This window comes from Clostridium thailandense (assembly GCF_019207025.1).
In the GTDB taxonomy this organism is placed as follows: Bacteria; Bacillota; Clostridia; order Clostridiales; family Clostridiaceae; genus Clostridium_AM; species Clostridium_AM thailandense.
On sequence record NZ_JAEEGC010000023.1, the window covers coordinates 40,134 to 64,851 of the forward strand.

Annotated in this window: 25 protein-coding genes and 2 pseudogenes; 8 read left to right on the forward strand and 19 right to left on the reverse strand. The window is 29.7% G+C overall.

Going from position 1 to position 24,718, the window contains the following annotated elements:
- Positions 1-105: 105 nt before the first annotated feature.
- The 6 genes from cphA to I6U48_RS05530 form a co-directional block, all read right to left on the reverse strand.
- Positions 106-2,736, reverse strand: coding sequence for a cyanophycin synthetase (cphA, locus tag I6U48_RS05505; RefSeq protein WP_218319405.1), 2,631 nt, complete (start codon positions 2,734-2,736; stop codon positions 106-108).
- A 58-nt stretch (positions 2,737-2,794) separates the two neighbouring features.
- Positions 2,795-3,604, reverse strand: coding sequence for a cyanophycinase (locus tag I6U48_RS05510; protein ID WP_218319406.1), 810 nt, complete (start codon positions 3,602-3,604; stop codon positions 2,795-2,797).
- A gap of 140 nt (positions 3,605-3,744) precedes the next feature.
- Positions 3,745-5,304, reverse strand: a complete 1,560-nt coding sequence (locus tag I6U48_RS05515) for a DUF3794 and LysM peptidoglycan-binding domain-containing protein (protein WP_218319407.1) — start codon at positions 5,302-5,304, stop codon at positions 3,745-3,747.
- A gap of 373 nt (positions 5,305-5,677) precedes the next feature.
- Positions 5,678-5,914, reverse strand: a complete 237-nt coding sequence (locus I6U48_RS05520; RefSeq protein WP_218319408.1) for a Veg family protein — start codon at positions 5,912-5,914, stop codon at positions 5,678-5,680.
- 203 nt (positions 5,915-6,117) lie between these two features.
- A complete protein-coding gene (gene yabG, locus I6U48_RS05525) occupies positions 6,118-6,978 on the reverse strand; it encodes a sporulation peptidase YabG (protein ID WP_218319409.1) in 861 nt (286 codons plus the stop codon).
- 141 nt (positions 6,979-7,119) lie between these two features.
- Positions 7,120-8,127, reverse strand: coding sequence for a CotS family spore coat protein (locus tag I6U48_RS05530; protein ID WP_218319410.1), 1,008 nt, complete (start codon positions 8,125-8,127; stop codon positions 7,120-7,122).
- A gap of 114 nt (positions 8,128-8,241) precedes the next feature.
- On the opposite strand from I6U48_RS05530, the gene I6U48_RS05535 reads away from it, so the two are divergent.
- A complete protein-coding gene (locus I6U48_RS05535; RefSeq protein ID WP_218319411.1) occupies positions 8,242-9,369 on the forward strand; it encodes a glycosyltransferase family 4 protein in 1,128 nt (375 codons plus the stop codon).
- Positions 9,370-9,493: 124 nt separating this feature from the next.
- Positions 9,494-9,985 (forward strand): YajQ family cyclic di-GMP-binding protein, encoded by a 492-nt coding sequence (locus I6U48_RS05540; protein WP_218319412.1) that lies wholly within the window; start codon positions 9,494-9,496, stop codon positions 9,983-9,985.
- A 139-nt stretch (positions 9,986-10,124) separates the two neighbouring features.
- On the opposite strand, the gene I6U48_RS05545 is transcribed toward I6U48_RS05540, so the two are convergent.
- The 4 genes from I6U48_RS05545 to I6U48_RS05560 are packed head-to-tail and all read right to left on the reverse strand — an operon-like array spanning position 10,125 to position 13,173.
- Complete coding sequence (locus I6U48_RS05545) at positions 10,125-11,144, reverse strand: CotS family spore coat protein (protein ID WP_218319413.1); 1,020 nt, start codon at positions 11,142-11,144, stop codon at positions 10,125-10,127.
- 12 nt (positions 11,145-11,156) lie between these two features.
- On the reverse strand, positions 11,157-11,918 hold the full coding sequence (locus I6U48_RS05550) for a spore coat protein (protein WP_218319414.1): 762 nt from the start codon (positions 11,916-11,918) through the stop codon (positions 11,157-11,159).
- A gap of 23 nt (positions 11,919-11,941) precedes the next feature.
- The gene (locus I6U48_RS05555; RefSeq protein ID WP_218319415.1) at positions 11,942-12,142 is read right to left on the reverse strand and encodes a hypothetical protein; all 201 of its coding nucleotides are present in this window, start codon (positions 12,140-12,142) and stop codon (positions 11,942-11,944) included.
- A gap of 23 nt (positions 12,143-12,165) precedes the next feature.
- Positions 12,166-13,173, reverse strand: coding sequence for a CotS family spore coat protein (locus tag I6U48_RS05560; protein ID WP_218319416.1), 1,008 nt, complete (start codon positions 13,171-13,173; stop codon positions 12,166-12,168).
- A 162-nt stretch (positions 13,174-13,335) separates the two neighbouring features.
- Between I6U48_RS05560 and I6U48_RS05565 the strand changes: the two genes are divergently transcribed.
- Complete coding sequence (locus tag I6U48_RS05565) at positions 13,336-14,457, forward strand: glycosyltransferase family 4 protein (protein ID WP_218319417.1); 1,122 nt, start codon at positions 13,336-13,338, stop codon at positions 14,455-14,457.
- A gap of 135 nt (positions 14,458-14,592) precedes the next feature.
- Here the strand turns inward: I6U48_RS05565 and I6U48_RS05570 are convergent, their stop codons facing one another.
- The 8 genes and pseudogenes from I6U48_RS05570 to I6U48_RS05600 form a co-directional block, all read right to left on the reverse strand.
- Positions 14,593-15,864 (reverse strand): ABC transporter substrate-binding protein, encoded by a 1,272-nt coding sequence (locus I6U48_RS05570; RefSeq protein ID WP_218319418.1) that lies wholly within the window; start codon positions 15,862-15,864, stop codon positions 14,593-14,595.
- Positions 15,865-15,898: 34 nt separating this feature from the next.
- A complete protein-coding gene (gene larB, locus I6U48_RS05575) occupies positions 15,899-16,645 on the reverse strand; it encodes a nickel pincer cofactor biosynthesis protein LarB (protein ID WP_218319419.1) in 747 nt (248 codons plus the stop codon).
- A 29-nt stretch (positions 16,646-16,674) separates the two neighbouring features.
- Positions 16,675-17,877, reverse strand: a complete 1,203-nt coding sequence (gene larC, locus I6U48_RS05580; RefSeq protein ID WP_218319420.1) for a nickel pincer cofactor biosynthesis protein LarC — start codon at positions 17,875-17,877, stop codon at positions 16,675-16,677.
- Between the two features lie 289 nt (positions 17,878-18,166).
- Entirely contained in the window at positions 18,167-18,772 is a 606-nt protein-coding gene (locus I6U48_RS05585; RefSeq protein ID WP_218319421.1) for a DUF3793 family protein, read from the reverse strand.
- A 23-nt stretch (positions 18,773-18,795) separates the two neighbouring features.
- On the reverse strand, positions 18,796-19,125 hold the full coding sequence (locus I6U48_RS05590; RefSeq protein WP_218319422.1) for an NADPH-dependent FMN reductase family protein: 330 nt from the start codon (positions 19,123-19,125) through the stop codon (positions 18,796-18,798).
- A 118-nt stretch (positions 19,126-19,243) separates the two neighbouring features.
- Positions 19,244-20,062 (reverse strand): annotated as a pseudogene (locus I6U48_RS30295) (mannose-1-phosphate guanylyltransferase); the annotation flags it as partial.
- Between the two features lie 30 nt (positions 20,063-20,092).
- On the reverse strand, positions 20,093-21,646 hold the full coding sequence (locus I6U48_RS29555; protein WP_246615213.1) for a recombinase family protein: 1,554 nt from the start codon (positions 21,644-21,646) through the stop codon (positions 20,093-20,095).
- Between the two features lie 11 nt (positions 21,647-21,657).
- The gene (locus I6U48_RS05600) at positions 21,658-21,810 is read right to left on the reverse strand and encodes a hypothetical protein (RefSeq protein WP_218319423.1); all 153 of its coding nucleotides are present in this window, start codon (positions 21,808-21,810) and stop codon (positions 21,658-21,660) included.
- Between the two features lie 199 nt (positions 21,811-22,009).
- Between I6U48_RS05600 and I6U48_RS05605 the strand changes: the two genes are divergently transcribed.
- From I6U48_RS05605 to I6U48_RS05615, 5 genes are all read left to right on the forward strand, one after another.
- On the forward strand, positions 22,010-22,846 hold the full coding sequence (locus tag I6U48_RS05605; protein ID WP_218319424.1) for a methyl-accepting chemotaxis protein: 837 nt from the start codon (positions 22,010-22,012) through the stop codon (positions 22,844-22,846).
- 137 nt (positions 22,847-22,983) lie between these two features.
- Positions 22,984-23,118 (forward strand): hypothetical protein, encoded by a 135-nt coding sequence (locus tag I6U48_RS30030; protein ID WP_281421799.1) that lies wholly within the window; start codon positions 22,984-22,986, stop codon positions 23,116-23,118.
- 14 nt (positions 23,119-23,132) lie between these two features.
- Positions 23,133-23,267, forward strand: a complete 135-nt coding sequence (locus tag I6U48_RS30035) for a hypothetical protein (RefSeq protein ID WP_281421800.1) — start codon at positions 23,133-23,135, stop codon at positions 23,265-23,267.
- A gap of 135 nt (positions 23,268-23,402) precedes the next feature.
- Positions 23,403-24,011 carry a DNA-3-methyladenine glycosylase gene (locus I6U48_RS05610; RefSeq protein ID WP_246615214.1) on the forward strand — a complete coding sequence of 203 codons (609 nt, stop codon included), beginning with the start codon at positions 23,403-23,405 and terminating at the stop codon, positions 24,009-24,011.
- Between the two features lie 49 nt (positions 24,012-24,060).
- The gene (locus I6U48_RS05615) at positions 24,061-24,324 is read left to right on the forward strand and encodes a GIY-YIG nuclease family protein (RefSeq protein WP_218319425.1); all 264 of its coding nucleotides are present in this window, start codon (positions 24,061-24,063) and stop codon (positions 24,322-24,324) included.
- A 19-nt stretch (positions 24,325-24,343) separates the two neighbouring features.
- On the opposite strand, the pseudogene I6U48_RS05620 reads toward I6U48_RS05615, so the two are convergent.
- Positions 24,344-24,604, reverse strand: a pseudogene (locus I6U48_RS05620) (sugar phosphate nucleotidyltransferase); the annotation flags it as partial.
- Between the last annotated feature and the right edge of the window lie 114 nt (positions 24,605-24,718).

The following is a 24,718-nucleotide window of genomic DNA, read 5'->3' on the forward strand; positions in this document are numbered from 1 at the left end:
TAATACAACCTTAAAATTAAAGCTATACTTTTAAGATCTTAAATTTTAAAAGCTTTAAACCTTTAAAACTTCTTCTTAAAAATATAGCTTTAATTTTAATTTTCTTTATACTATTGCAGCTGGTTGTTGTTCACTTTGATTTGTATATGAATCAATCTTTTCCTTAATTAACTGAACTAATGGTTCATATTCTTCAAAAAATGTTATGATTAAATCTCCTGACCTAGCGTTATCAATAGCCTTTTCTAAAGCTTCTACTTCATCCAGTACAATTTCTATCTTTTTTCTATCAATACTAGAAGTTAGTACTCCTTTTTCTAAAATAGATGCGATTTCTCCCATTTTTCTTCCTCTTCTGTCTTTATCTTCTTTTATATATACATAGTCAAAATTTTCTCCTGATATCTTACCAACTTCTTCTACGCTACTATCAGTTCGATCTCCTGGTACACCTATTACTCCTACTAACCTATTATGCTGTATATTTTTAGCACCATTTAGAACAGCCTTATATCCATCTATATTGTGTCCATAGTCTAAAACAACTAATGCCCCATTCACTTTATACATATTAAACCTTCCAGGATTGAATTCCTCGTCACAATAAAAGCTTCTTAATCCATTGCTTATAATTGAATAATCTATATTTAATCCAATAAGTGCTGCACATGCAGCCATTGCGTTTTCAATATTATATTCTAATCTTCCTCCTATTGTAATTTTTATATCTGAAATCTTTACTATAGGAATCATACTATCATCTTTTTCTATGCATATCATTCCTCCATTAGTATATACTCCATATCCACCTTTTTTTAGATTTTGTCTAAGTATATGATTATTTCTGTCCCTTGAGAATATAATAATATTACTCTTTATCCTGTCTATAATGCTCATACTAACAGGATCGTCCGCATTTAATACTGCATATCCTTCATCCTTTACAGCTTCTCCTACTAGAGCCTTTACATATGCTAAATCCTCCATTGTCTCTACATCATCTAATCCCAGATGATCTTCAGTTATATTAGTGATGACCGCCACATCAGCCATATCGTATGCAAGACCTTTTCTTATAATTCCACCTCTTGCAGTTTCCAAAACGGCAGCATTAATTTCATTATTTGTTAATACTGTTCTAGCACTATAATATCCTGTAGTATCTCCCTTGCTTATGCATTTATCGTTTATATATATTCCACCAGTTGTAGTCATTCCTACATTATATCCAGCCTTAGACAAAACATGACCAATCAATCTTGTAGTGGTAGTTTTTCCATTAGTTCCGGTTATTGATACTAATGGTATATTGGGAGATGTATTTTTAAATAGCATATCAACAATAGCACCTGCCACATTCCTACTCTTACCTTCACTAGGATAATGGTGCATCCTAATGCCAGGCGCAGCATTTACTTCTAATATCGCTCCTTCTTTGTCAATTGACTGGCTTATGTCTAGACAACAAATATCTATTCCGCATACATCAAGACCTATAGCTTTTGCCGCTCTCTCACATATGTTTATATTTTCTTTACAAATTATATCTGTACAATCTATGGCCTTACCTCCTGTAGATAAATTAGCATTTTCCCTTAATATAAGCTTTTCTCCCTTAGGTAAAATCATATTCAAATTATATCCACTCTTTGCAATATGTGACTCAAGCTCATTGTTTATCTTAACCTTTGTTAGAGGTTTCTCATGCCCTTCTCCTCTTAAACTGTCACTATTTAATATCGCTATAAGCTCATTTACAGTACTCACACCATCCCCAACTACATAAGGTGGTATTCTTTCAGCTGCAGCAACTACCTTTCCATCTACTACACATACCCTATAATCTTTTCCTATTATATTTTCCTCAATAATAACATCATCATAGTCTTTTGATAATATATTATATGCTTTAAGCGCTTCCTTTTCATTTTTTATATTAACAAATACTCCTTTACCCTGATTCCCGAATGTAGGCTTCATAACTATTGGATAACCTAATTTTTCAGCCTTAAACAATAAATCTAAGCTATTTCTTATCTTATATCCATCAGCTACAGGTAAATGCTGATTATAGAGTATCTCTTTAGTCATTAGTTTATTACAAGCTATGTCCACAGGTATACATTTTGTATCATTCGAAATAGTAGCTTCAATTATTTTGCTATTCCTACCATAACCCAACTGAAACATACTGCCTTCTCCCATTCTCATTATAGGTATACCTCTTTTTTTTGCTTCTTCTACTATAGAGAGCGTGCTAGGTCCTAGTTCTTCCAATCTAAGTTTCTCTTTTAAAGATCGTATTGCTGCATTAAAATCAAAACTCTTTTTATTTATAAAACAATTAATTAAGTTTACAGCTATTTTACCTATTTCTACTGCTGTATTACTGTAAATATATTCATATATTACATAATATTTATTTCCTTTAATTTCTCTTGATTTTCCGTATGAAACGTCCATCCCCAATCCGTTTTGGATAGCTATAATTATGTGTTCACATACATGTGCAAGATAAGTTCCTTCCTGAAGCCTTTTTCTAAAGCCATGTTCCTCATCAATACCACATCTGTGTTCATCTAAAGCTGGCATAGTTTTTAATAGGGCTTCATTGAATCCATCTATATTCTTAGTAGGAATATCTCTATATCCTTCTAGGTCTATACACATTTTTATGCATTTTCTATGAGAGTATATATTTCTTCCTTCGAAAATTTTAAATTCATCGATCTTCATCTTTACGTATATTGTCCTCCTCTTTCTTAGCTACAGTATTTGAATTTTTATATTATAGCTATTCTCCGTTATAAGGTATCTTTCTGTTTAAATCGAATTTATCTCCACTCTTTAAAACATGTAATTTTACATTAAAAATAGATAATACTTCGTTCTGGTATTGTTCAGATACATTGCTGTAATCTATATTACTTCCGTCAATAACATATACTGCACCAGAACCTATTACCCTAAGTTCTCCTTCTTCCTTTACAACTATAGCAGTATCCTCATCTATTCCAATTCCTAGGCTTTGAGGGTTTTCAGCTATTCCAACAAGTAATCTTCCAATTCTTCCTCTTTGATCAAAATGTTGGTCTATTATTACACCTCTTATTAAGCCTAAACCTGGAGCCATTTTTAGTGTGCATTTTTTAGGCGACTCTTCATCTGGTCCTGTCACTACCATGGTATCACTCATCACAGATGCACCTGCTGACGTTCCAACAAAAATACAGCCTTTTTCATAGGCCTCTTTTATCCTCGTATATAACTGAGTTCCTCCTATTAAGCTTGTTATTCTAAGCTGGTCTCCTCCTGTAAAAAATACCATTGAGGCATCCTCTATAATTTTGATATTACTTGAATCATATGCATCTTTTCTTTCTCTTATATTTAATATTCTGATATTTTTAACTTCTAAATTTTCAAATATACTTTTATATTCATTACCTAATTCTTCTGGGAGTTCTGATGCAATTGTTGCTACAACCAACACATCTTTTTCTTTATCCAACTTATTACATACCTCTTTGAGTATACTTTTCTCTCCTTTTTTATCTTCTGCGCCTCCAATAATTATTAAGTTCCCCTGCAACTTCTCTTCCAAAATCATACACTCCTTCTTATGGATATTTTATATTTTTTCCACATTTTAAATAGTTATACATAAATAAAACTTCAGCTATTTGTCGCTGAAGTTTTAAGCAATATTTCTATTATGCGTTTCATTGCAATCACATATACTATCTAAATTATAGCTCTTCCAGGTACAATAAGCTTATTGCCAACTCTTATAGCATCTGGATTCTCTGTATTATTTAGCTTAACTAAATCATCTATTGTTGTATGATACTTTTTAGCTATCTTCCATATAGTATCTCCATGTTGAACAACATATATAGTTAAGCTAGCTTTCTTCTCAGGTAATTCTCCTTCTAATGGTTCCATATCTATTAAGAACTCTTTATGCGTTATATAATTTACTCTTCCGTATATCTCTACTACCGCTTTTATTGCTATAGTATCTGCTTCTATAACTGCTTCTATGTTTTCTAAACAAGTCTTAGCTATACACTGCATATCAATTTTGCACCCAGGTATATCTATAGAAGAATTAAATGGTATCTCCTCATTAACAGTATATACATATTTTTCTTCGTCAAAAGTTTTATATAAGATTTCTGCATTTAATACTCCATCAACTATAATCTTATCTTCAACTAACTTTTTATCAGTTACACAAACTGTTCCTGAACACATTATTATTTTAGCTATCTTTGGATTTCCTTCTAATTCTATACTAGATTTGACTATAGTTTGACTAATTGAATGTCCATGCATTACATTTAACTCATAATCTTTTTTATTCATTTGCATAAGTTCCGAAGGTGAATATGCATCTTCAATAATATCAATTTCTTCTTTATACATAACCTTTGTGCTAGACTTAATCAAAGCTTCAACGTCAACAATCCTATTTTCTCCAAGGTCATCTTCTTTAATTTCACATTCTATAGCTTCAACCTTAAATTCTGTATAATTATTCATAGTAGGGTTTACTCCATCAAAATCTATCTCTTTACTTAATGGTATATCATCCTCCATATATATTATATCTCTGGTATCTTTTCCCCTGTATAATAGTCCTACTAAAGCATGTGCTTCTATTAATACTTTTCCTTCCATTACTTTAATATCTTTTTTATTAATCTTTACATCATATTTTAATACATTCCCTATTTGTGGATTCTCCATTGGAATTTGCATATGACTTTTAGCTATCAAATCACCTGATATAGTTCCTACTATTTTATCCACAGTCGCAGGATTTTTAAGCATCTGAACATCCTGTGAACCTGTTACATCTTTTATTACTTCAAATTCATAATTTTTATACACTTCAACTTTTAATTTTACAATTCCTTCTACAGCTATTTTTCTTTCATTAACAATGCCACATTCCATATGCTCGACATAACAGCTGGAATCACATAACATTCTGTGCTCCACACCTGGAAGCTCTACATAATTTGAAAACTTACCAGTATAATTTGTACTGTACACTCCTGTGCTTTCCTCTTCCTTAGCTAGATATAAAATAGTGTATTCTATTTGTCCTTCTACAAACACCTTGTCCTGCATAACCTCGGTGCTTATAATACATGGTATAGCATCTAGTAGCAATACCTCACTAACATCCGGGTGCGTATCCGGTATAACATATTCTCCCTTTAATACAGTATCACTGAAATTTTCACCTAGCAATTGTTCACACTCTATATTTTCTTTAACTAGCTCCATAGCCATATTACTCTCCCTCCCATTAAACCTAATACTTATTTATACAAATTAAACCTACTATTTATTTATACAAACACTAATGAAAAAATATGATAAAAATTCATATTTTCTTAGAATAAATACTGACTTTGGAGTGGTTTTTTTATTACAATATTCATCATTTTTTTTATGCTTATTCTATTTGCAAGCATTATATATATTGACATTTGCTGAATTTTGGCGTAATATTAGAAATGGTTGTTGACCATATAACCTCTCATAAATTCTCAATACCCTTTTATACCATAGTTGAAAGATGGAAACCCACCATCTTTCTTTTTGTTAAGATTTCGTTATTTTTAAATAAAAAAAGGTCGGTACTATATATTAGTACCGATTTTTATACCGCAAAAACCAGTTGAACTGTTTTGGTTAAAACATCTGAATAACTATAGGTCACTTTCCTTTGGGTGTCACTTTCTAATCTAATTACAAATATACTAGGATAAGCTTTCTCAATAACTCCGCTATTTACGAAAACCTTTCTTCTTCCTCCATTTGCTTTTAGTGTTACTTTATCACCAACATGGTCTTCAATATTTTTTCTTATTGAAGCCAATACATTTGCTTTTTCCATATAAAACACCCTCTTTCCACATTGTATATTATATATCTCAATATATATAATGTCAAATAAACTTTATATTTTATCAGTTAACAATCTGTTTTGTCAATATTAATTTTTTGTAAACAACATTCAAATTTTAAATTTTCACTACCTCAAATATTGTTCCCTCAAGCCTATGCAGTTATACACCCTAATTTAAAATTTAATAAAATTTATATATAGGATGACTTTGGAAATCCTTCTCTGTATCTTCCTCGTGTTTGCAATCCACCAATTCCTTTAGTTCCAGTTATAGTATTTTCCAATGCATCCCTAATAGAAACTACCTTTTCAATATTGGTGTATGCAATCTTTTCGCATAAAAATACTGGGTCTAGACAGTGTATTAATATCCTACTAGGAGAACTCGCAAAATTTGCACCCGCATCTAAAATAGCTTCATAACAGGATTGACACGCTCCTGCAAACACTACAAGCTCATCATAACTTGATTGATAATTTCTAAGCTCTATAACAGATTGTACATAATACTTAGAATTTTTATAATTACTTAAATCAGTATAATCCTTAATATCTTTTGCTATAGAATCATGTCCAGTAATGATAACAATATCTGGCTTTACTTGCTTTACTAAATCAACTATAACCTTAGGTTGTTCACTTTCTGCTACGTATTTTCCAACCACATCTAACATTAATTGTTTATATACTTTTAAGCATACATCTAAATATTCTGGATCTCCGTCTACATGCAATATCTTCCCTGGTCTTCCAAATGAAAGCTCACTTGTTTCATAAGGTTTTATTATTCTGAGTTCTTTCCGAAAGCCGCCTCTACTCAACATAATATTTTTAATTGAACTATTCACCTTTCTACTAAATATTTTTTCTCTTTCATTCAAAGCTTCCTCTGAAACTAATTCTAAATCATCCTCTGGAGAATCTGCAATAATTCTCAGATTAATTCCTTTCAATGAGTATATAACTCCTTTCTTTGTTTCTTTAATGTCAATAATTTTAAATGTTATATCTCTTCTATAGGATTTTCTCACTACTATATCGCCTATTTTCATTCTTTGCCTCTCCAAGTTATAAAATTCTATCTTATATAATATGTTTTTAATAAGGCTTAAGTGAATAATATGAGCAAAAATAAACACATAGACATAAAAACTCAATTTTCTATGTCTATGTGTTTATTTAAAGTATATTTGTTATTCTTCTTTCTGACCGTAGATCTTCTTAAAACTTTCAATAAATTCCATGTATTTTTCCTGCTCAGAAATCAATTCCTCCAATTTATTATTAAAGGTATTTGAAGGCCAATTTACTTCATTATAATAATATCTATTAGAAAGTCTCCAAAAGCGCTGAGGAAATAATAAAAATGCAAATAGTACCCTATATTCTTCCTCTTGTAATTTGTCAATCTCATTATAGGAGTTAATAATTAATTCTGCTTGTTCAATATCCCAATCAACTCTTTTAAGAACCTTAATCATAAATGCCGATATATCATAAGTCCTTATCTCTCTCTTACAATAATCAAAATCAATTACATTTACATTCTCCTCTTTGTCTATTACTATGTTGTGATATGTGTAATCATGGTGACAGAACCCTTTGTCCTCTTCTGTCGTCTTGCATAAATCCATATACCTTGAATTTTCTAATACATTCATAGCTCTCTTTCCTAAATTTTTATAGAATTGAACTGCCTTAGTATAAGTGAGATCAAAACTACCTTTATTACTCTTTTTTCTTCCCATATCTCTCATCTTATCAAAAGATCGGACTCTTTTCTCCATAAGGTTAGGCCATCTTCCTAGATCAGTCTTTAGTTTACTGTTCTCCGGTGGTTCATACCCTTTAGAAGCTATATGCATGTATGCTAAGCTTTTGGTTGCTTCAATCAAGTCATCTTTGTTTTTGAAGTCACATTCTCTTCCTTCTATCCATTCAGAAAGAGTATAAATATCTTCATTTACAAGGGCATAAGGGTTACCTTCTGTGTTAAGACAATATCTATCTACCCTCGGAAATCCATTTTTCATCAAGTGCTCTTTTGCTCCATAAACAAATAGGAGTTTTTGTGTTCCATAATTTATTTTTTTTAAACATTTTAATCCTTTATCTGTTTTTAACAAATATACTCCCTTATTAGGTTTAATGTTTTCAATTTTAATATCAAATTGTCTTTCTATTTCAAACTCTCTCATCATGTTAATCACCCCTATATAATTTATATGAATAGTTCCTTTAATTTAGAAGAGTATTAACACTTTTAACCTTACATTAATATAATGAACTATAATAAATTCGAAAGGATTGCTCTTATGAGAATAGGAATCGATGGACGTGCAGCAAAATGGTATAGAGGAACAGGAATAGGTACCTATACTTATCAGTTAATCAACTGTTTAAATAAAATTGATAACATAAATAACTATTTACTTTTTATGCCTGAAAACTGTAAAACTGAATTATCCTTCAAGGATAATTTTCATTTAAATAATATTAGCGAAGGTACTAGTACTAACTTTTGGGATGAAGTTAATATCCCAAATATACTAAAAGATCTCAATATAGAGCTTTATCATGTACCTCAAAACGGAGTTGGTCTCCCAACTAATAAGGAATGCAGGTTTGTTATAACGCTCCATGACGTAATTCCTTATAAAATGCCTGAAACAGTTAGTGATAGATATTTAAAAATTTTTCATGAGCATATTCCTAAAATTGTAGAAATGTGTGATGGAATCATAACTGTTTCAGATTACTCTAAAAGAGATATTATGGAAGCCTTTAACTTTCCTGAAAATAAAATATTTGTTACTCACCTAGCAGGTGAAGATATTTATAAACCTCTAAATAAAAGCCTAAGTAAAGAAATATCTAAAAAATACTATTCACTAGATAGTGACTTTATTCTATATGTTGGTGGCTTTAGCCCTAGAAAAAATATTATCGGGCTTATAGAAAGCTTTAGTCAATTGCTATCAGTTTATAAAAAAGATATCCGATTAGTGATTGCTGGTCAGAAAGGGAAATCATATGATTGCTACAAAAAGCGGACTGAAGAACTTAATATATCTGATAAAGTAATATTTCCTGGTTTTATTTCAGTTGATCATTTGCCTTATATATACAATGCTGCTAAATTGTTTGTTTATCCCTCTTTTTATGAAGGATTTGGACTTCCTCCAATTGAAGCTATGTCCTGTGGAATACCCGTCATAGCCTCTAATGCCACATCAGTACCCGAAGTAGTAGGTGATGGCGGATTATTAATTGACCCTAATGATGTAGATAACTTATGTTACTCTATGTTTAGAGTTCTTTTAGATGATGAATTGAGACAAAAACTTATATCATCTGGAATTGCTAAATCCTCTGAATTAAGCTGGCAAAAAACTGCACAGCAAACTCTTAATGCTTATAGAAAAATTGCCATCAAAAAATAGGGTTTCAATTTTGAGACCCTATTTTAAATAGGTAAAATATAGAATATTTTAGTTATCTATATTTACTCATATATTTACTTAATGTATAATATTTTTTAAGAGTTTACGAAAGGTGGTATTTATAATGGCAAAGGATAGTTCATTTGATGTTGTATCTGAGGTGAATTTTCAAGAGATGGATAATGCAGTTAATCAAGCTATGAAAGAAATAGAACAAAGATATGACTTTAAAGGAAGTAAAGCTCAAATAACCTTAGAAAAAGATTCTGTTAAATTAAATGCTGAAGATGATTATAAAATTAAAGCTTTACTTGATATCTTAATAGGAAAAATGATTAAGAGAGGTATATCTCCAAAAGCTTTGAATCCTGGTAAAATAGAAAATGCTTTTAATGGAACTTTGAAACAAAACGTAGAAATTCAAAATGGCCTGAGTAAAGAAAAAGCTAAAGAAATTACAGCTTACATAAAAGAACTAAAGCTTAAAGTTCAAGCTCAAATTATGGATGACAAGGTTCGTGTTTCTGGAGCTAAAAAAGATGATCTTCAACTAGCAATTCAATCTTTAAAATCAAAAGATTTTGGCATTGATTTACAATTTGCGAACTTAAGATAACCTCTATACTTTATATGATTTTTACTTATACATTTATGTCGATTTTTTAACTGTGACATTAACTTTAAAGCTTTTCAGAGTACATAAATAAGGAATGCTGACTATTAAATAACAGCATTCCTTGTGCGTTTCACTTGATCTATATCAAATCTTCCCTAAATTTCTCCAAGAATTCTTCTCTATCTTCTTTATAATTTGACTTTCTTTTTAACCTATCTAAAAATACGTCTTCTTCCCAATCCTTACGTTTTGTATAATAATCTTTTGATATACTATAAAAATCTTCTGGAAAAGTTAACATAGCGTGTAGAACTTCTAGTTCTCTCTTATTTAAAGTATTAGTAGCAAAATAATTCTCCAGTATGATACTAGCTTTTTCTATATCAAATGCAAAACTTTTTACAACCTTATTTATAAAATTACATAGGTCATGTACTTTAAGGTCGATCATTGCATAATCAAAATCTATAAAATAAGCCTCTTCATTATTTATCAGTATGTTGTGATAAGCTAAATCATGATGACATATTACTATTTTATCTTCTTCACTGCAAAGCTTATAATAAAAGGATTTTTGAAGCATATCTATGCTCTTTTTAATTTCTTCAATATAAATATCTACATTATTTAAAAATATCTCATCAAACTCACTTCTCTTCCTATGAACGCTGGCTATATTTTTAAAAAATTCCATTTCTTGTATTCTACGTTTAAAAGTGTCTACTAGTTTACCATTATTATACTTACTATTTAAAGATGTTTTAAATCCTTCAGATGCATTATGCAGTTCACCTAAGCCTCTAGCTGCAATTTTTACATCTATGGGACTGTTAAAATTGCATTCCTTACCTTCTACCATATCCATGACACAATACATATTTCCATTCCATATGGTATAAATTTCACCATTCACGTCTTTTACAAAATCCATAACCCTACTAAATTTAGTTCTTATATAACTTAATATGCTATATATAAATCTTAGTTCTTCCTTTGTATATTCAACCCTCTTTAGAACCTTTTCACCATCATTAGTCGATACAATATATACTCCTCTAACTGGCATTACATCATGAACCTTTAAGTTAAATCTATTGAATAATTGAATACACAAGTCATATTTAGTTAAATAATCTTTTTCTTTATATTTATCTAACATTTCAACACCTCTTTAAATTAGGCTATCTCCATCAGCTATCATAGCTTTTTGTAGCTTTTCTGTATATTGCTCTGTTGTCCATTTTTTAATTCCTTCCCTATATCTATTGCAGCATTTAACAAATTCATAAGGATAAGATATCATAGATAATGCAAAATTAAAGCTATTAATATCTAATGATTCTAAATCACAGAAATCTTTTATACAGCTACTGAAGTCTATATCAATACCTCTTCTTTTTATCTTTGTTAACAAATTAAACAAATCCATTTCAACCATATTATAACAACAATTATCGATATTTATTATTTCTAGACTGTTCATCTTTCTCAGATTATTAAAATATGTGTTTCCAAGGCACATCTCTGTTCTTTTCATACTTCTTAATATTAGATCTATATAATTATTGTTATTTATCATATTTATACACTTGTTTGCTCTATCTAAGTAAATATCACCATATTTTAGAACTAAATTTTCAAACTTATTACTGCTTCCACTTTTTTTGAAATTATTCAGCTGCTTAGAAAGCCTCTTTACATAAATTTTGTATTGCTCCACAACTTTTCCAATATTGTTGTCCAATCTCTTATTCATATATCCTGTATATCCTAAGGTTTTTATATGAAACTCTGTGATATTACAAATCTGTTTTTTTACCACTGATGTGTTTATAACATCAATATCTTCATTATCTTCAAATTGACATACACACTTTATTCCTTTAGCTTTCAAATATTCTTTAAAGCTCTGAGTAAGGTCACCACAATACACTCTTAAACCTCCTCGATAATTTTTTACTTGTGTCCTTTCTTCATATCTTTTAAGATTTTTTTTCTTTTCTTTTCCAGCTTAACAATCTCTTTTTTTCTTTTGTCTATTTTTTCCAGCTCCTTGATAGATCTTTTTAATCCCTCTACTTTATTTTCATAAGATCTTAAATCATTAATATCTGTTTCAGTTTTAGATGTATTTCTTTTATTTTTACTATGTCCCATAATTAATTCTCCCTTCATATATTTTAGTTGATTTTTACAAATCTAAATTCATCTATAAATTTTTGCTTTTCATCTCTATCTTCTAGTATCTTTTTTAGTTTTTTCAAAAAGAACTCATCTCCCCAAGGCTGTTCTTCCCAATAATACTGTATTCCTATCTGCCAATAGTCTTGTGGAAACTCCATAAACGCCGCCATAATAGGAATACTATCTTTTTGCACTTGATTAACTGAATTATATGCCTCAATAATGAATAAACAATTGTTCATATTCCACTTTCCATTTTTCATACGTCTTAAAAGCAAGCTAGCTAAATCATGAAGATTAGTATCTAGCATACAATAATCGAAATCTATAATATTTACTTCTCCATTCGTACCTATTAAAACATTGTGATTAGCGTAATCATGGTGACAGAATCCTTTATTGGATATTTCCTGTTTCATTAAGTCTATATAATTGCTATCTACTAGATTTTCTATAGATTTTTCAGCTCTTTCAAGTTCTTCTTTCATTGCACCTAAATAAATACTGTCAAATTCAGTTTTTTTCTCTTTTTTATCTATTTTTCTTTTAAAATCTAAAATTTCATCTTTTCTTGTGTTAAAAGTATCAATCCATTTAAACCATCCTATTCTCGGATTCATATTTTCTTCCACAACAAATCCTCGACTCTTTTTATGGAGTTCGGCTAATTTTGATGCTGCTATTAACACATCCACTGGGTTGTCATAGTTACATTGACGTGAAGCTACCCAATTAGTTAAGTAAGCATAACATCCATCTATGTTTATATACTCCATTCCATTTTGCGTCTTTATTATTCTGGGTATATGCTTAAACTTATTTCCTTGAAGGTGCTTTATTGCAGAAAGAATAAATAAGAAATGACCGAAATCGTATTTAATTACTTTTAGACAATACTGTTTACTACTACAAGAAATTTTATATACATTTTTTATTTTTTCTACATATTGAACTTGGAGTCCATAAGAATCTTGAATGGACTTCCTTACATCACATATATCCAAGCTTCTTCCTCCGAAATATTACTATATTATGTAGTATATGAATTAACTCATATGTGTGTGCTAAGTGACACATTTTTAGAATAATATTAATAGTATATAATACGTAGACTTTTACAATTGATAAATTATATATGCCAATTTTAATTGGAGGTAGATATTTGTATGAAGATTGCTATTGATGCAAGAGGTGTTAACTGGTATAGAGGTACTGGCATTGGAACCTATACCGATAAAATTTTAAGATATATGATTAAAACACATAAAGAAATTTTCTATCAAATTTATTGGTCTGGAAAAGATTATGATGAATTTGAAGGTGACAATACAAAAATACTAATGGCTTCCAAAAAAAATCATAAGTTTTTTGAGCAGTATTATTTTCCTTGTAACTTAAAAGATGATAATGTTGATATTTATCACATACCACAGAATGGAATTGGAATTTCTGAAAAAATAAATTGTAAAAAAGTAGTTACTATTCATGACTTAATTCCATACATCTTGCCTGAAACTGTTGGCAAAGGGTACTTAGCAAAATTCTTGCAAGAGATGCCAAGAATTATAGATTTATCAGATGGTATTATTACCGTATCAGAATGCTCTAAAAAAGATATTCTAAAATTTTTTCCTAATAGTAAAGATAAGATTTTTGTAACTCCATTAGCTGCTGATGACAAATATAAACCCTTAGATAAAGAAAAGTGTAAAAATATTATAAAAGAAAATTATAATATTAATAAACCATTTATCCTATATATAGGTGGATTCAGCTCACGAAAAAATGTAAAATCTTTGATTCTAGCCTTTTCGAAAATATATAAAAAATTAGAAGAAGAGTACAATTTGGTTATAATAGGTTCAAATAAAGATGATATTAATATTCTAAAAGATTTTAGTATTGATTTAAATGTAGAAACTCTTGTTAAATTCACAGGTTTTGTATCCGAAGACCTTTTACCTGTTTTCTATAATGCTTGCAACGTCTTTGTATATCCTTCACTTTATGAGGGCTTTGGCCTTCCGCCACTAGAAGCAATGAGCTGTGGAATACCTGTAATTACTTCTAACATTTCTTCTATACCTGAAGTAGTTGGTGATGGTGGCATTCTAATAGATCCTTTTGATACAGATATTCTAGAAAATTCATTAGAAAAGTTACTAAATGATGAGAATCTAAGAAACTCTTTAAGTTTAAAAGCCTTAGAAAGATCTAGAAATTTTTCCTGGGAGAAAACCTCGGAAAAAACCGTTGAATCTTACAAAAAAATTTTAGATGCAAATTAAAAATAAAACCTCCTGACTGCATTCCGATCCCAGTCAGAAGGTTTTACTTTATATTTAAAGCTCCCTATGATTAAACCCCTTTACAAACTATATTATACATTATAATTTTATTTTTGTAAACGTTTTATAGGGGAATTATTTGTGTGAAATTATATTTTCACAGTTTTTTTGTAACGACTCAAGTATCAATTTAGAATCTGTATCTTTCACATTTGCTTGAGAAAAAGCACCTTTTATGTTATCCTTTATGCTTGGATAATATCTATTATAATTAGTTTGTATAGACTTTCTTTCTGAATTAGCAAACAAATACCATGCTCTAGTATCCAAATATGCTAAATTTTTGTTAAACTCCACTAAACTATATATATCTGTATTAGTTGGAAAAATTCCATATTTGTCAAGTTCATCCATTTGTGTGTGTTCATCACTGATTAAAAATTTGGCAAATTCCTTAGCTGCAGATGTATTTTTTGAATTCTTGTTTACTATAAGATTTGCCCCTCCAATAGACGCGTCCCTGTTTCCACCTGGTTCGAAAGCCGGTAATTTCATTACACTCCATTTTCCTTTTGCTTCCTGCAGGCTATTAATCAAATCTGCTATATAGGAAGGATCTGCTATTGTTGAAATTGCCAAATCCTGTTTTGAAAGATTAATAAAATCACTTTTAGAATTTACATCATATAGTAGGTTCTGAGAATATAAAAGCTTACTTGTATCTAATACCTTTATCCATTCATTAGAATTAAAATCTACTTTGCCATCTTTATTAAAATAAGATTTTCCTAATTGGTCAGCTAAAACTACATTAAAATTATTGTTGTCATCTTGAACATTAACTAAAAACTTTTCATTATTTTCTTTTTTTATTTTCTTACCAACCTGTATATAGTCATTCCATGTTTTTATTGTATCAACATTTATTCCTTCTTTTTTGAATATATCGCTTCTATATAAGATTAATTTAGGACAAGTATTCCAAGGAAAACCATATATTCTGTTCTTAATAGTTAAATTATCTAACTTACCATTTAATATCTTATCTTTATAACTACTAATCTCATCTGTTACATCTAATGGAAAATCTGGCATCCTGTCTATAAAGTATTGAACATTTTGATCTTCTATATTCACTATGTCTACAGCATTTTCTTTATTATTTATAACTTTATTGTTTATATTATTATCAACTTCTATATCTATATTTACTTTAGGATGGATTTTTGCAAAATTATCTGCAGCAAATTTTAACTGCGTTTGATATCTTGACTCTGTCAGTATTTTAAGTTCACCTTTTAATATCTTATCTTTTTGAGCTTCATTACTATTTTTACTGCATGAAACTATTAACATTAACAAGGAAACTAAGCCAACTGCTAATACCCTATTTAAATTTCTATCCATAGGAACTTACTCCCCTATCTGATTTTTTAATATATTATAATTTATTTATCATGCTAGCAAGATAACCAGCACCAAAACCGTTATCTATATTTACTACACTAATACCACTTGCACAACTATTAAGCATGCATAAAAGTGCTGAAAGTCCCCCAAAATTGGCACCATACCCTACACTAGTAGGTACTGCTATCACTGGTTTATCAACTAGACCACCAAGCACACTAGCTAGTGCACCTTCCATCCCTGCTGCTACAATAATAATTTTAGCCTCTCTTATTATCTCGATCTTGTCAAATAATCTATGTATTCCCGCAACACCTACATCATATATTCTTTCTACTCTGTTTCCAAAAATTTCAGCTGTTATAGCTGCCTCTTCCGCAACGGGTATATCCGATGTACCTGCTGTAACTATCGCAATATACGTACTTGTAGTTTCAGCCTCTTTATTTTTTATGGTTATTGTGCGCGCTTCCTTATTGTATTCAGCTTTAGGACATATTTCTTTTACTAATTTATAAGCCTGTTCTGAAGCTCTAGTCCCAAGTATATTGCTTCCTTTAGCAAGCATAAACTCTACTATTCCTTTTATTTGTTCTGGTGTTTTACTCTCACAATATATAACCTCAGGGTACCCTACCCTTAATTCTCTGTGATTATCAATCTTAGCATATCCTAAATCTTTGAAAGGCAAATCTCTTAAATCTTCTAGAGCTTGCTCTATACTTACGTCTCCATATTTCACATTTTCTAATAGCTCCCTAGCTTTATCCATATCCATAGTATCATCCTTCTTTCAAACACTCATGTTTAATAAATTTTTTGATTTAATTCTTTGTAAATCTCATTTATACTAATACCTTTTTCTAGTGCGGCTTTTTTACATTCATCATACTCAGCTTTGTACTTTATTCTTTTTCCATTATAATAAGAACTTTTTATCGTAAATTCTCCATACTTAGTTTGAACCTTACTAAACTCCCTATTTAGCATACTTCTTTGGGCTTTATATTTTCTTAATCCTAAGGTAGTAGTATTAGTTAGTATTATTTCTTTGATCTTTTCTTCATTTTCTTCGTTATAAATTACACTTAATTTAACTCCTGGTCTTCCTTTCTTCATTATTATAGGAGTTAAATATACATCTAATGCTCCTTCTTTGAAAAGCAATTCCATTACATAGTCATATAATTCCGGATTCATGTCATCTATATTGCATTCTATAACTTCTACCTCTCCTTGCAAAAAACTCTCTGTTGAATTATCTTGTTTCTCTGCTAAAAATACTCTTAAAACATTCGGTATATCTTCATTTTCCTTGCATCCTATACCATATCCCATACCTTTAATTATAAAATCCTTGCTATCTGTAAATTCACTAGCCAAATAGGCTATAATTGCAGCCCCGGTTGGAGTAGTCGCTTCAAAAGGAACCTTCGCTCTTATTGGTATATTCTTTAATATTTTAGCAGTTGCTGGTGCTGGGACTGGAAGTGTTCCATGGGCACATCTTACAAAGCCAGTTCCAACTTCAATGGTAGAGCAGATAACCTTATCTACTTTTAAATAATCAAAACAAATAGCTGCCCCTACAATATCAACTATCGAATCCACTGCTCCAACTTCATGAAAATGAACTTCTTCTATACTCTTATTATGTACTTGTGCTTCTGCTTCTGCTACTTTTTTAAAAATATTTATACTTATATCCTTTATATTATCATTTAACTTACTTGATTTTATCATATATTCTATATCTTTCAAGTTCCTATGATGATGTTCATGGTGGTGATGGCTATGATCATCGTGATGATTATGATGTAAAATAACATCTACCTTTGTACCACCGATTCCATTCTTAACTGCTTTTTTTACTAATATTCTATACTCATTAACATTAAGCTTTGAAAGTTCATTTATTAAATAATTTGTGTCTATACCTAAATCAATTAAAGCTCCTAAGTTCATATCTCCACTTATACCTGAAAAACAATCGTAATAAAGTATTCTCATAATCAACTATCTCCCTACATACTTTAATTTTTAATATAAATAATAATAAATCTAAACCTTCCCTTATCATGTTATAAACCTTATTTAATATTCTATCATATGTTTTTATAATATTTAATTCAAAATTCCAAAATTTATTTTTAAAGTATTATATTTAATTTAAAATTAAGAAAAAAAAACCACTTCACAATCTTCTAAATTATTATGAAGTAATTCTTTCTTGCTTTTAATAATATAACGTCGTATATTCCTTTATTCTCAAATTATCCAATTAATATCTACGGTCTGCTTAGGCCGCAAAATTATTATATAAAAATTTCAGATTCTTTCCTTGCAATAAATAATTAACCACAAGTTCCTTAGACATATCATATTTCTCAAATATTTCTTTAGAATACTCTTCATTCGAATACACTTTCCAATATCGACATAATAAACATGGCTTATCTTTGCAATCAATAAAGTCTTTTACATCATGCAAGGGTATTCCCAGAAAAATGCCAATCTCATGAGGACAATCTTCTATTTTAAATCTATCTTTCAAATGCAATAGTACGGACTGTATATCATCTAAATTATTATATCCGTGGCCTTCTAATAATGATCTGTTTTTTTTACAACTTAATACCTTCGCAAGATTATTTTTGTTGTATATTAAAACTGTCTCTGAATCTTCTTTTTTCCTCAATATAATATACTCTAGATCAAGAGAATTCAAAAATTCAATTTTATTTTCTCGCCATATATTTAACATATTCTTCTTGCTATTGGTTAAGCTTATAATAGATGAGGGTTTGATGCCTGTTATTATCGGTGAAATCAGGTATGCTGTAAAGTATGTAAAATACTCCTCATCTGTTGAGTTTTTTAATGCTTCAAAGAACAACTTATTCATCATCAAACCCTCCCTAGTTCCTCTTAAATTAATGATTTACCAAATTCTATGCATCGAATTTCATTATCACCTTCTGGACATTGATTAATAATTAAACTATCTTGTACAAGATTAGCTCCATATCCTAACATTCTTTCTTCCCAGTTTCTCATCCATTCTCCATCACCCCATCCATAGTAACCAAATAGAGCTATAGCTTTACCTTTAACAACCTCTTTTATAGATTCCATGAAAGGCTCCATCTCTGCTTCTTCTATAACCTCAATTCCCATCGATGGTGATTCTAAAAATAGAATAACAGCATCATTTACATCTTCTATTGCAGCTGATAAAACATCTGCTCCTTTTCGCAAGTTAATTGATATTGATTTTCATTATCAATAAAATAATATCAATCTATATATCTTTTGTCAATAGTTATATAAAAATAGTTAGTAAAAGCTGCTAGTATTACACAGCAGCCTTCATTAACTACAAAAACGGTTCTTTATCAGCTTCATTTTTCAGTTGATTAACAAGATATTTTATTTCTTGATCCTTATTTTTGTCCATAACTAACACTACATCTCCAGAATCTACTACAATTAAATCTTTTACGCCAAAAACTATTACAAGTCTATCTTCTCCAAATACAATACAATTTTCACTAGATTCTAAAAACGTGTTTCCTTTTACGTTATTTCCTTTCGAATTTTTTAGGAATCTGCCCAATGCTGCAAAAGTTCCTATATCATCCCATAAAAATTCACTTTTTATTACATAAGCTTTTCTTGTTTTTTGCATGATTCCAAAGTCCACAGAAATTCCATCTATTAACTCATACTGTTCTTTGACTGTTCTTTCCTCTCTTTCCGTTTCTAAATCTTGATATATGGCCATCATATTCTTATACATTTTTGGAAGATATTTTTGCATCTCCCTCAAAAATGCATCTGCTCTCCATACGAACATTCCACTATTCCAAAGATATGTCCCTTTAAGTAAGAGATCTTTTGCTACTTCACTATTAGGCTTCTCTAAAAATCTTTCAACTCTAAAACTAGCAATATCGCCGTTTATTCTTTCTCCCATCTCTATATATCCATAGCCTGTTTCTGGTCTTGTAGGATTTATTCCTATAGTTACAAGTCCCCTCCTTTTTTCTGCAATTTCTTTTGCTTGCAGTAAGGTATCTATAAATAATTTTTCATTTTCTATATAATGATCTGATGGCAGAATTAGCATAATCGCTTCATTATCTTTTTTTAATAATTTCACTGCAGATAGGCCTATACATGTAGCAGTCCCCTTGTAGACGTTATCGGCCTTTTTTTCTTTATATTAAAATCTAAATTTGTAGAAAATATCAATCTTCTTCTCTTTTGTTACCTTGTCTTCAGTAACTATTATTTTGTCAATTAATTCTTCCACCATTGTTCTGTCGAATTCCTCCATGTTTAAAATCTTATCAATTTTAACTTTATATTCATCATATAATACAGCTTTATCTTTTGCCTTGTTCATCCGTTCTATTATTTCTTCTTTTCTATTTACAAGTATATCCTGACGCTTTTGTATATTATTAATTAATGTTTCTGAATTTCTCTGATTAATTATACCTTTAATTTTATCTTCATATACTTTTTGAAACTCATTATCCAACTTTTTCAGTTCTTTTCCTATAGATTTTAATTCTTTGTCATAATCAATATCGTTATTCTTTATACTTAAAGCTTCTTGGTAAAGCAGTTCTTTATTTATATGCTGATTAATAAAATTTCTCAAGTTTGAAACAATCATTGTTTTTAGAAATTCATCTTTTACAGAGTGTGCTGTACATCGCCCACCACCGCTTTGACTATTACTGCACTTATATCCTTGATACTTCTTTCTATATGACATAGAACTATTACATTCATTACATACAAGAACAGTGCTAAATGAGTAAATCTTTTCTGCTTTATATCTATAGTTATTTGCTCTTTTTTTCATAATTCTCTGAACTTCTTCAAAAGTTTCTTTACTTACTATTCCTGAAAATTCTCCTCCATAAATCCAATCTGCTTCATCGGTCAAAACAGATTTTTTTATTTTATAACTTATCTTTCTAGACTTTCCTTGCACCATAATACCTGCATATTTATGATGTGTAAGTATAAATTTAACACTATTATTAGTCCACACACCAAATTTAGACCTCCTAAAATTATTGATTCTAGCTGATGGAGGTGCTATACCTTTGCCATTAAGATACGTACTTATCCTACCAAGTCCAAAGCCTTGCAAATATAAACTATAAATCTCTCTTACTATTTCTGTGGTTTCATCCTCTGCAGGTACCAACCTTATAATCTTTGTGTTACCTTCATAAATTTCCTCAGTCTTATATCCATATAAAGGTTTACTCGCAATATTAGAACCTCGAAGCATTCTCTGCTTTAGACCATCTCTAGACCTACGAGAACAGTCCTTTATATACATCTCATTCAATATGTTTTTAAATGGAATTATATCATTGTATTCCTGTTCAGTATCTACATTATCAAGAACAGATATAAATCTTATTCCTTTTACTTTAAAGTAATCTTCAAGATAGTATCCTGCTTTTAAATAGTTTCTTGAAAACCTTGATAAATCTCTGGTAAGAACCATGTTAATCTTACCACGTTCAATATCCTCTTTCATTCTTCTAAAGCTATCTCTGTCAAAAGTGGAACCTGAGAATCCGCAATCCTCATAAACTTCCACAAGATCATATATAGCGGATTTGTCACTATTACTTTTATCTATCAACCATTTTTTTAGTCCTTGTACTTGTGCTGGTACAGATTCCTGTTGTTCCTTTTTATCTGTTGATACTCTTGCATATATAGCTACATTCCATACTTTCTTCATACCACTCACCTCTATTTTTCTTCGTGATTGGTTGTTGTGTGGATATTATTATGAAATTGTTCTAATTTGAACCCATTGGCCAACTTTATAAATACTAACTTAGTAATAAGTTCATTAAGTTCTTCTTGTCCCGAGTGAAAAGTAACTATTATACTCTTTCTCATAGAGTCCTCCAAGTAACTTTCTATATTGTACTAGTATGATTATTAAATCAATATAATTACTTTTTCAAAAACTATTTACATTTTAATTTCATTTTTAGATTAATTTAATTTTTCAGTAAAGGATTTTTTTATTATCATGTAGAATAAAATACACAGGATTAGCTATAAACATTATAATAAATTACTTGGAGGCGATTAAATGTTATCACCAATAGTTGAAGATGCAATATTTAGTTCTTTAAATGATTCGCTGCCATATATAGATATACTTTTGGATCATGATATAACTATTTATATTACTGATACAGAAAAAATTTTAAAAATTATTCGTAGTGGTACAATGATTTTAAAAAGTGAAGAAGGAGATCCAACACCTAAAGTAGGCCCTCCAGCTGAAGCATTGAGAACCGGAAAACCAGTAATACAAATTGTTCCTAAAGAAATGTTCGGGGTGGCTTTTAAATCATACTCAATTCCAATAAAGGATAAAAACAACCATGTAATTGGCCTTATATTAGCAGCAAAGAGTATTGAAAATATGGATAAAATGTTAACTCTATCTAAAAATGTATCAAGTTCTCTTAAGCAAATATCCTTGGCGAGCAGTGATATTTCTCAAGAAATTGAAAAAATAGTTAATTTAAATTCAGACACTTCCAATGCACTAAATAAAGCTAATAAAAGTGCTAAAGATACTGAACAAATTTTGGATCTTATACAAAATATTTCAACAAAAACAAACCTTTTAGGCTTAAATGCAGCCATTGAATCTTCTAGAGCCGGAGATAATGGAAAAGGCTTCAGTGTAGTTGCACAAGAAATAAGAAAATTATCTAAATCAAGCAGTGAATCAGTTAAAAAAATAGATTCTGTATTAAAAGAAATTAGTGCTTCTATGGAACTTGTTACTAACAGTATAAACAAATCAAATTCAGATTTTGAAACAGCAAGTGGTGCAATTGAGGAAATAACTTCCTCAATTCAGGAATTAGCTTCAACTGCTGAAATATTGGAATATTTGGCCAACAAAATTTAGAAACTCGGATTTATATCAAACTAACTTATAGGAATAGGAAAAAGTGATTCATATCTCATATGTAAAATTTAATAAATGGAATATAAGAATAAAAGCTTTTTCTGTGGAAAAACTAATTTTAGAAAGGGGAGTTGAAAATGACAGATAGAAAACATCACAAAGCAAGTAATAGAGAGAATAAGCGAAATGATATAAATAGACCATCTGGAGATAAAAAGAATACTAAAAATTCTCCTAAATTCGAAAATTTTAATGGAGATCCAATTTATTAAAGGAAGTGATATCCGTGAAAAAAGGAACTCAAATGGATTTGCAACATGACTTTAAAAAACGAAATAATAAACCAGGAGATAAAGCATCACCTTCTTTGGATAGTAAAGACATAAAAAAAGCAAAGCAAATAATGAAAACTACTGATTAAGAGTACATTAGAGCCTTAAAGGCTCTTTTTTATTAAACGGATAGATTATATAATTAAATATAGATTCCCAAGGCCGACACTTAACTTATGCTCCGGGATATCTATACAATTTTATTGTTTATGGTGGTGAATAATTTGAATAAGCTTAACAGAGAGTTCTATAGTAGAGATACAGAAACAGTTGCAAAAGAACTTTTAGGTAAAATATTAGTTCATGAAATAGACGGAAATAGAATCGCAGGAAAAATAGTAGAGACCGAAGCGTACTTAGGTGTAATAGATAAAGCAGCTCATTCCTATGGTGGAAGAAAAACACCTAGAGTAGAAATAATGTATGGAAAGGCAGGACTTTCTTATGTTTTCATTATATATGGAATGTACTATTGTTTTAATGTAGTTACGCAAAAAGAAGGAATACCTGAGGCTGTATTAATAAGGGCCTTAGAGCCTGTTAATGAATTAGATATAATAGCAAATGAAAGATTTAAAAAAAATTATAAAGATTTGACTAAAACTCAAATAAAAAATTTAACAAATGGCCCAGGTAAATTATGCAATGCTCTTAAAATTGATAAACGTCTGAATGGTGAGGATTTATGTAATGATAACTTGTATATAGAAGATAATAATGAAAACTTTAATATAGTAACTAGTAACCGTATTGGAATAGACTATTCAGAAGAAGCAAAAGACTTTCCTTTAAGATTTTATATAGAAAATAATAAATATGTATCCGTAAAATAAGATTAAATCAAGTTGATTAATTATTTAACAAGTTAAAGGGGAATGGTTAGTGAATTACGTTTATATTTTAAGATGTGCAGATGGAAGCTTGTACACAGGATATACTAATGACCTAAAGAAAAGATTGAAAACACATAATAGCGGCAAGGGCGCAAAATATACTAGATGTAGACTTCCTTTAGAGTTAGCCTACTATGAAACCTATGAAACAAAAAATGAAGCAATGAAAAGAGAATATAGTATAAAGCAACTAAGCAGACCAAATAAGTTGAGACTCATATCTACTAATCCTCTTATACCGCTAGATGATTAATGACCTATATCGTCTAGCAAGAGGTTTCTTTATTCTCTGGCTCTATAAATATATTTTTTTTCTCTACATCTGGTAATTCTTCATATACTTTATCTATATATTCCTTATTAGTTACAACATAAATATTTTCCTTACTTACTAGTGGCTTTATTCTATCTACTGTATTTCGTAGAAAGCTTTTATTATTTATAACCTTTAAAAACTGTTTTGGATTTTTTGATCTTGAGAGAGGATATAATCTTGTTCCTTTACCACCCGCAAGAATTAGTGCATACAACAATAAGCCTCACTCCCAATATTGCTTTACTGTATAATATGTAATATTTAGTACACTTGTGAAGAAAATATCCCTCAATTATTAATAAACTTGTTGTATGTAAATAATAAATCCTAG

Bases quoted from the DNA above. Each gene is read 5' to 3' on its own strand.
- cphA (WP_218319405.1), bottom strand. From the start codon at position 2,736: ATGAAGATCGATGAATTTAAAATTTTCGAAGGAAGAAATATATACTCT.
- I6U48_RS05515 (WP_218319407.1), bottom strand. From the start codon at position 5,304: ATGGCTATGGAGCTAGTTAAAGAAAATATAGAGTGTGAACAATTGCTA.
- I6U48_RS05520 (WP_218319408.1), bottom strand. From the start codon at position 5,914: ATGGAAAAAGCAAATGTATTGGCTTCAATAAGAAAAAATATTGAAGAC.
- yabG (WP_218319409.1), bottom strand. From the start codon at position 6,978: ATGAAAATAGGCGATATAGTAGTGAGAAAATCCTATAGAAGAGATATA.
- I6U48_RS05530 (WP_218319410.1), bottom strand. From the start codon at position 8,127: ATGATGAGAGAGTTTGAAATAGAAAGACAATTTGATATTAAAATTGAA.
- I6U48_RS05535 (WP_218319411.1), top strand. From the start codon at position 8,242: ATGAGAATAGGAATCGATGGACGTGCAGCAAAATGGTATAGAGGAACA.
- I6U48_RS05540 (WP_218319412.1), top strand. From the start codon at position 9,494: ATGGCAAAGGATAGTTCATTTGATGTTGTATCTGAGGTGAATTTTCAA.
- I6U48_RS05545 (WP_218319413.1), bottom strand. From the start codon at position 11,144: ATGTTAGATAAATATAAAGAAAAAGATTATTTAACTAAATATGACTTG.
- I6U48_RS05555 (WP_218319415.1), bottom strand. From the start codon at position 12,142: ATGGGACATAGTAAAAATAAAAGAAATACATCTAAAACTGAAACAGAT.
- I6U48_RS05565 (WP_218319417.1), top strand. From the start codon at position 13,336: ATGAAGATTGCTATTGATGCAAGAGGTGTTAACTGGTATAGAGGTACT.
- I6U48_RS05570 (WP_218319418.1), bottom strand. From the start codon at position 15,864: ATGGATAGAAATTTAAATAGGGTATTAGCAGTTGGCTTAGTTTCCTTG.
- larB (WP_218319419.1), bottom strand. From the start codon at position 16,645: ATGGATATGGATAAAGCTAGGGAGCTATTAGAAAATGTGAAATATGGA.
- larC (WP_218319420.1), bottom strand. From the start codon at position 17,877: ATGAGAATACTTTATTACGATTGTTTTTCAGGTATAAGTGGAGATATG.
- I6U48_RS05585 (WP_218319421.1), bottom strand. From the start codon at position 18,772: ATGAATAAGTTGTTCTTTGAAGCATTAAAAAACTCAACAGATGAGGAG.
- I6U48_RS29555 (WP_246615213.1), bottom strand. From the start codon at position 21,646: ATGAAGAAAGTATGGAATGTAGCTATATATGCAAGAGTATCAACAGAT.
- I6U48_RS05600 (WP_218319423.1), bottom strand. From the start codon at position 21,810: ATGAGAAAGAGTATAATAGTTACTTTTCACTCGGGACAAGAAGAACTT.
- I6U48_RS05605 (WP_218319424.1), top strand. From the start codon at position 22,010: ATGTTATCACCAATAGTTGAAGATGCAATATTTAGTTCTTTAAATGAT.
- I6U48_RS30030 (WP_281421799.1), top strand. From the start codon at position 22,984: ATGACAGATAGAAAACATCACAAAGCAAGTAATAGAGAGAATAAGCGA.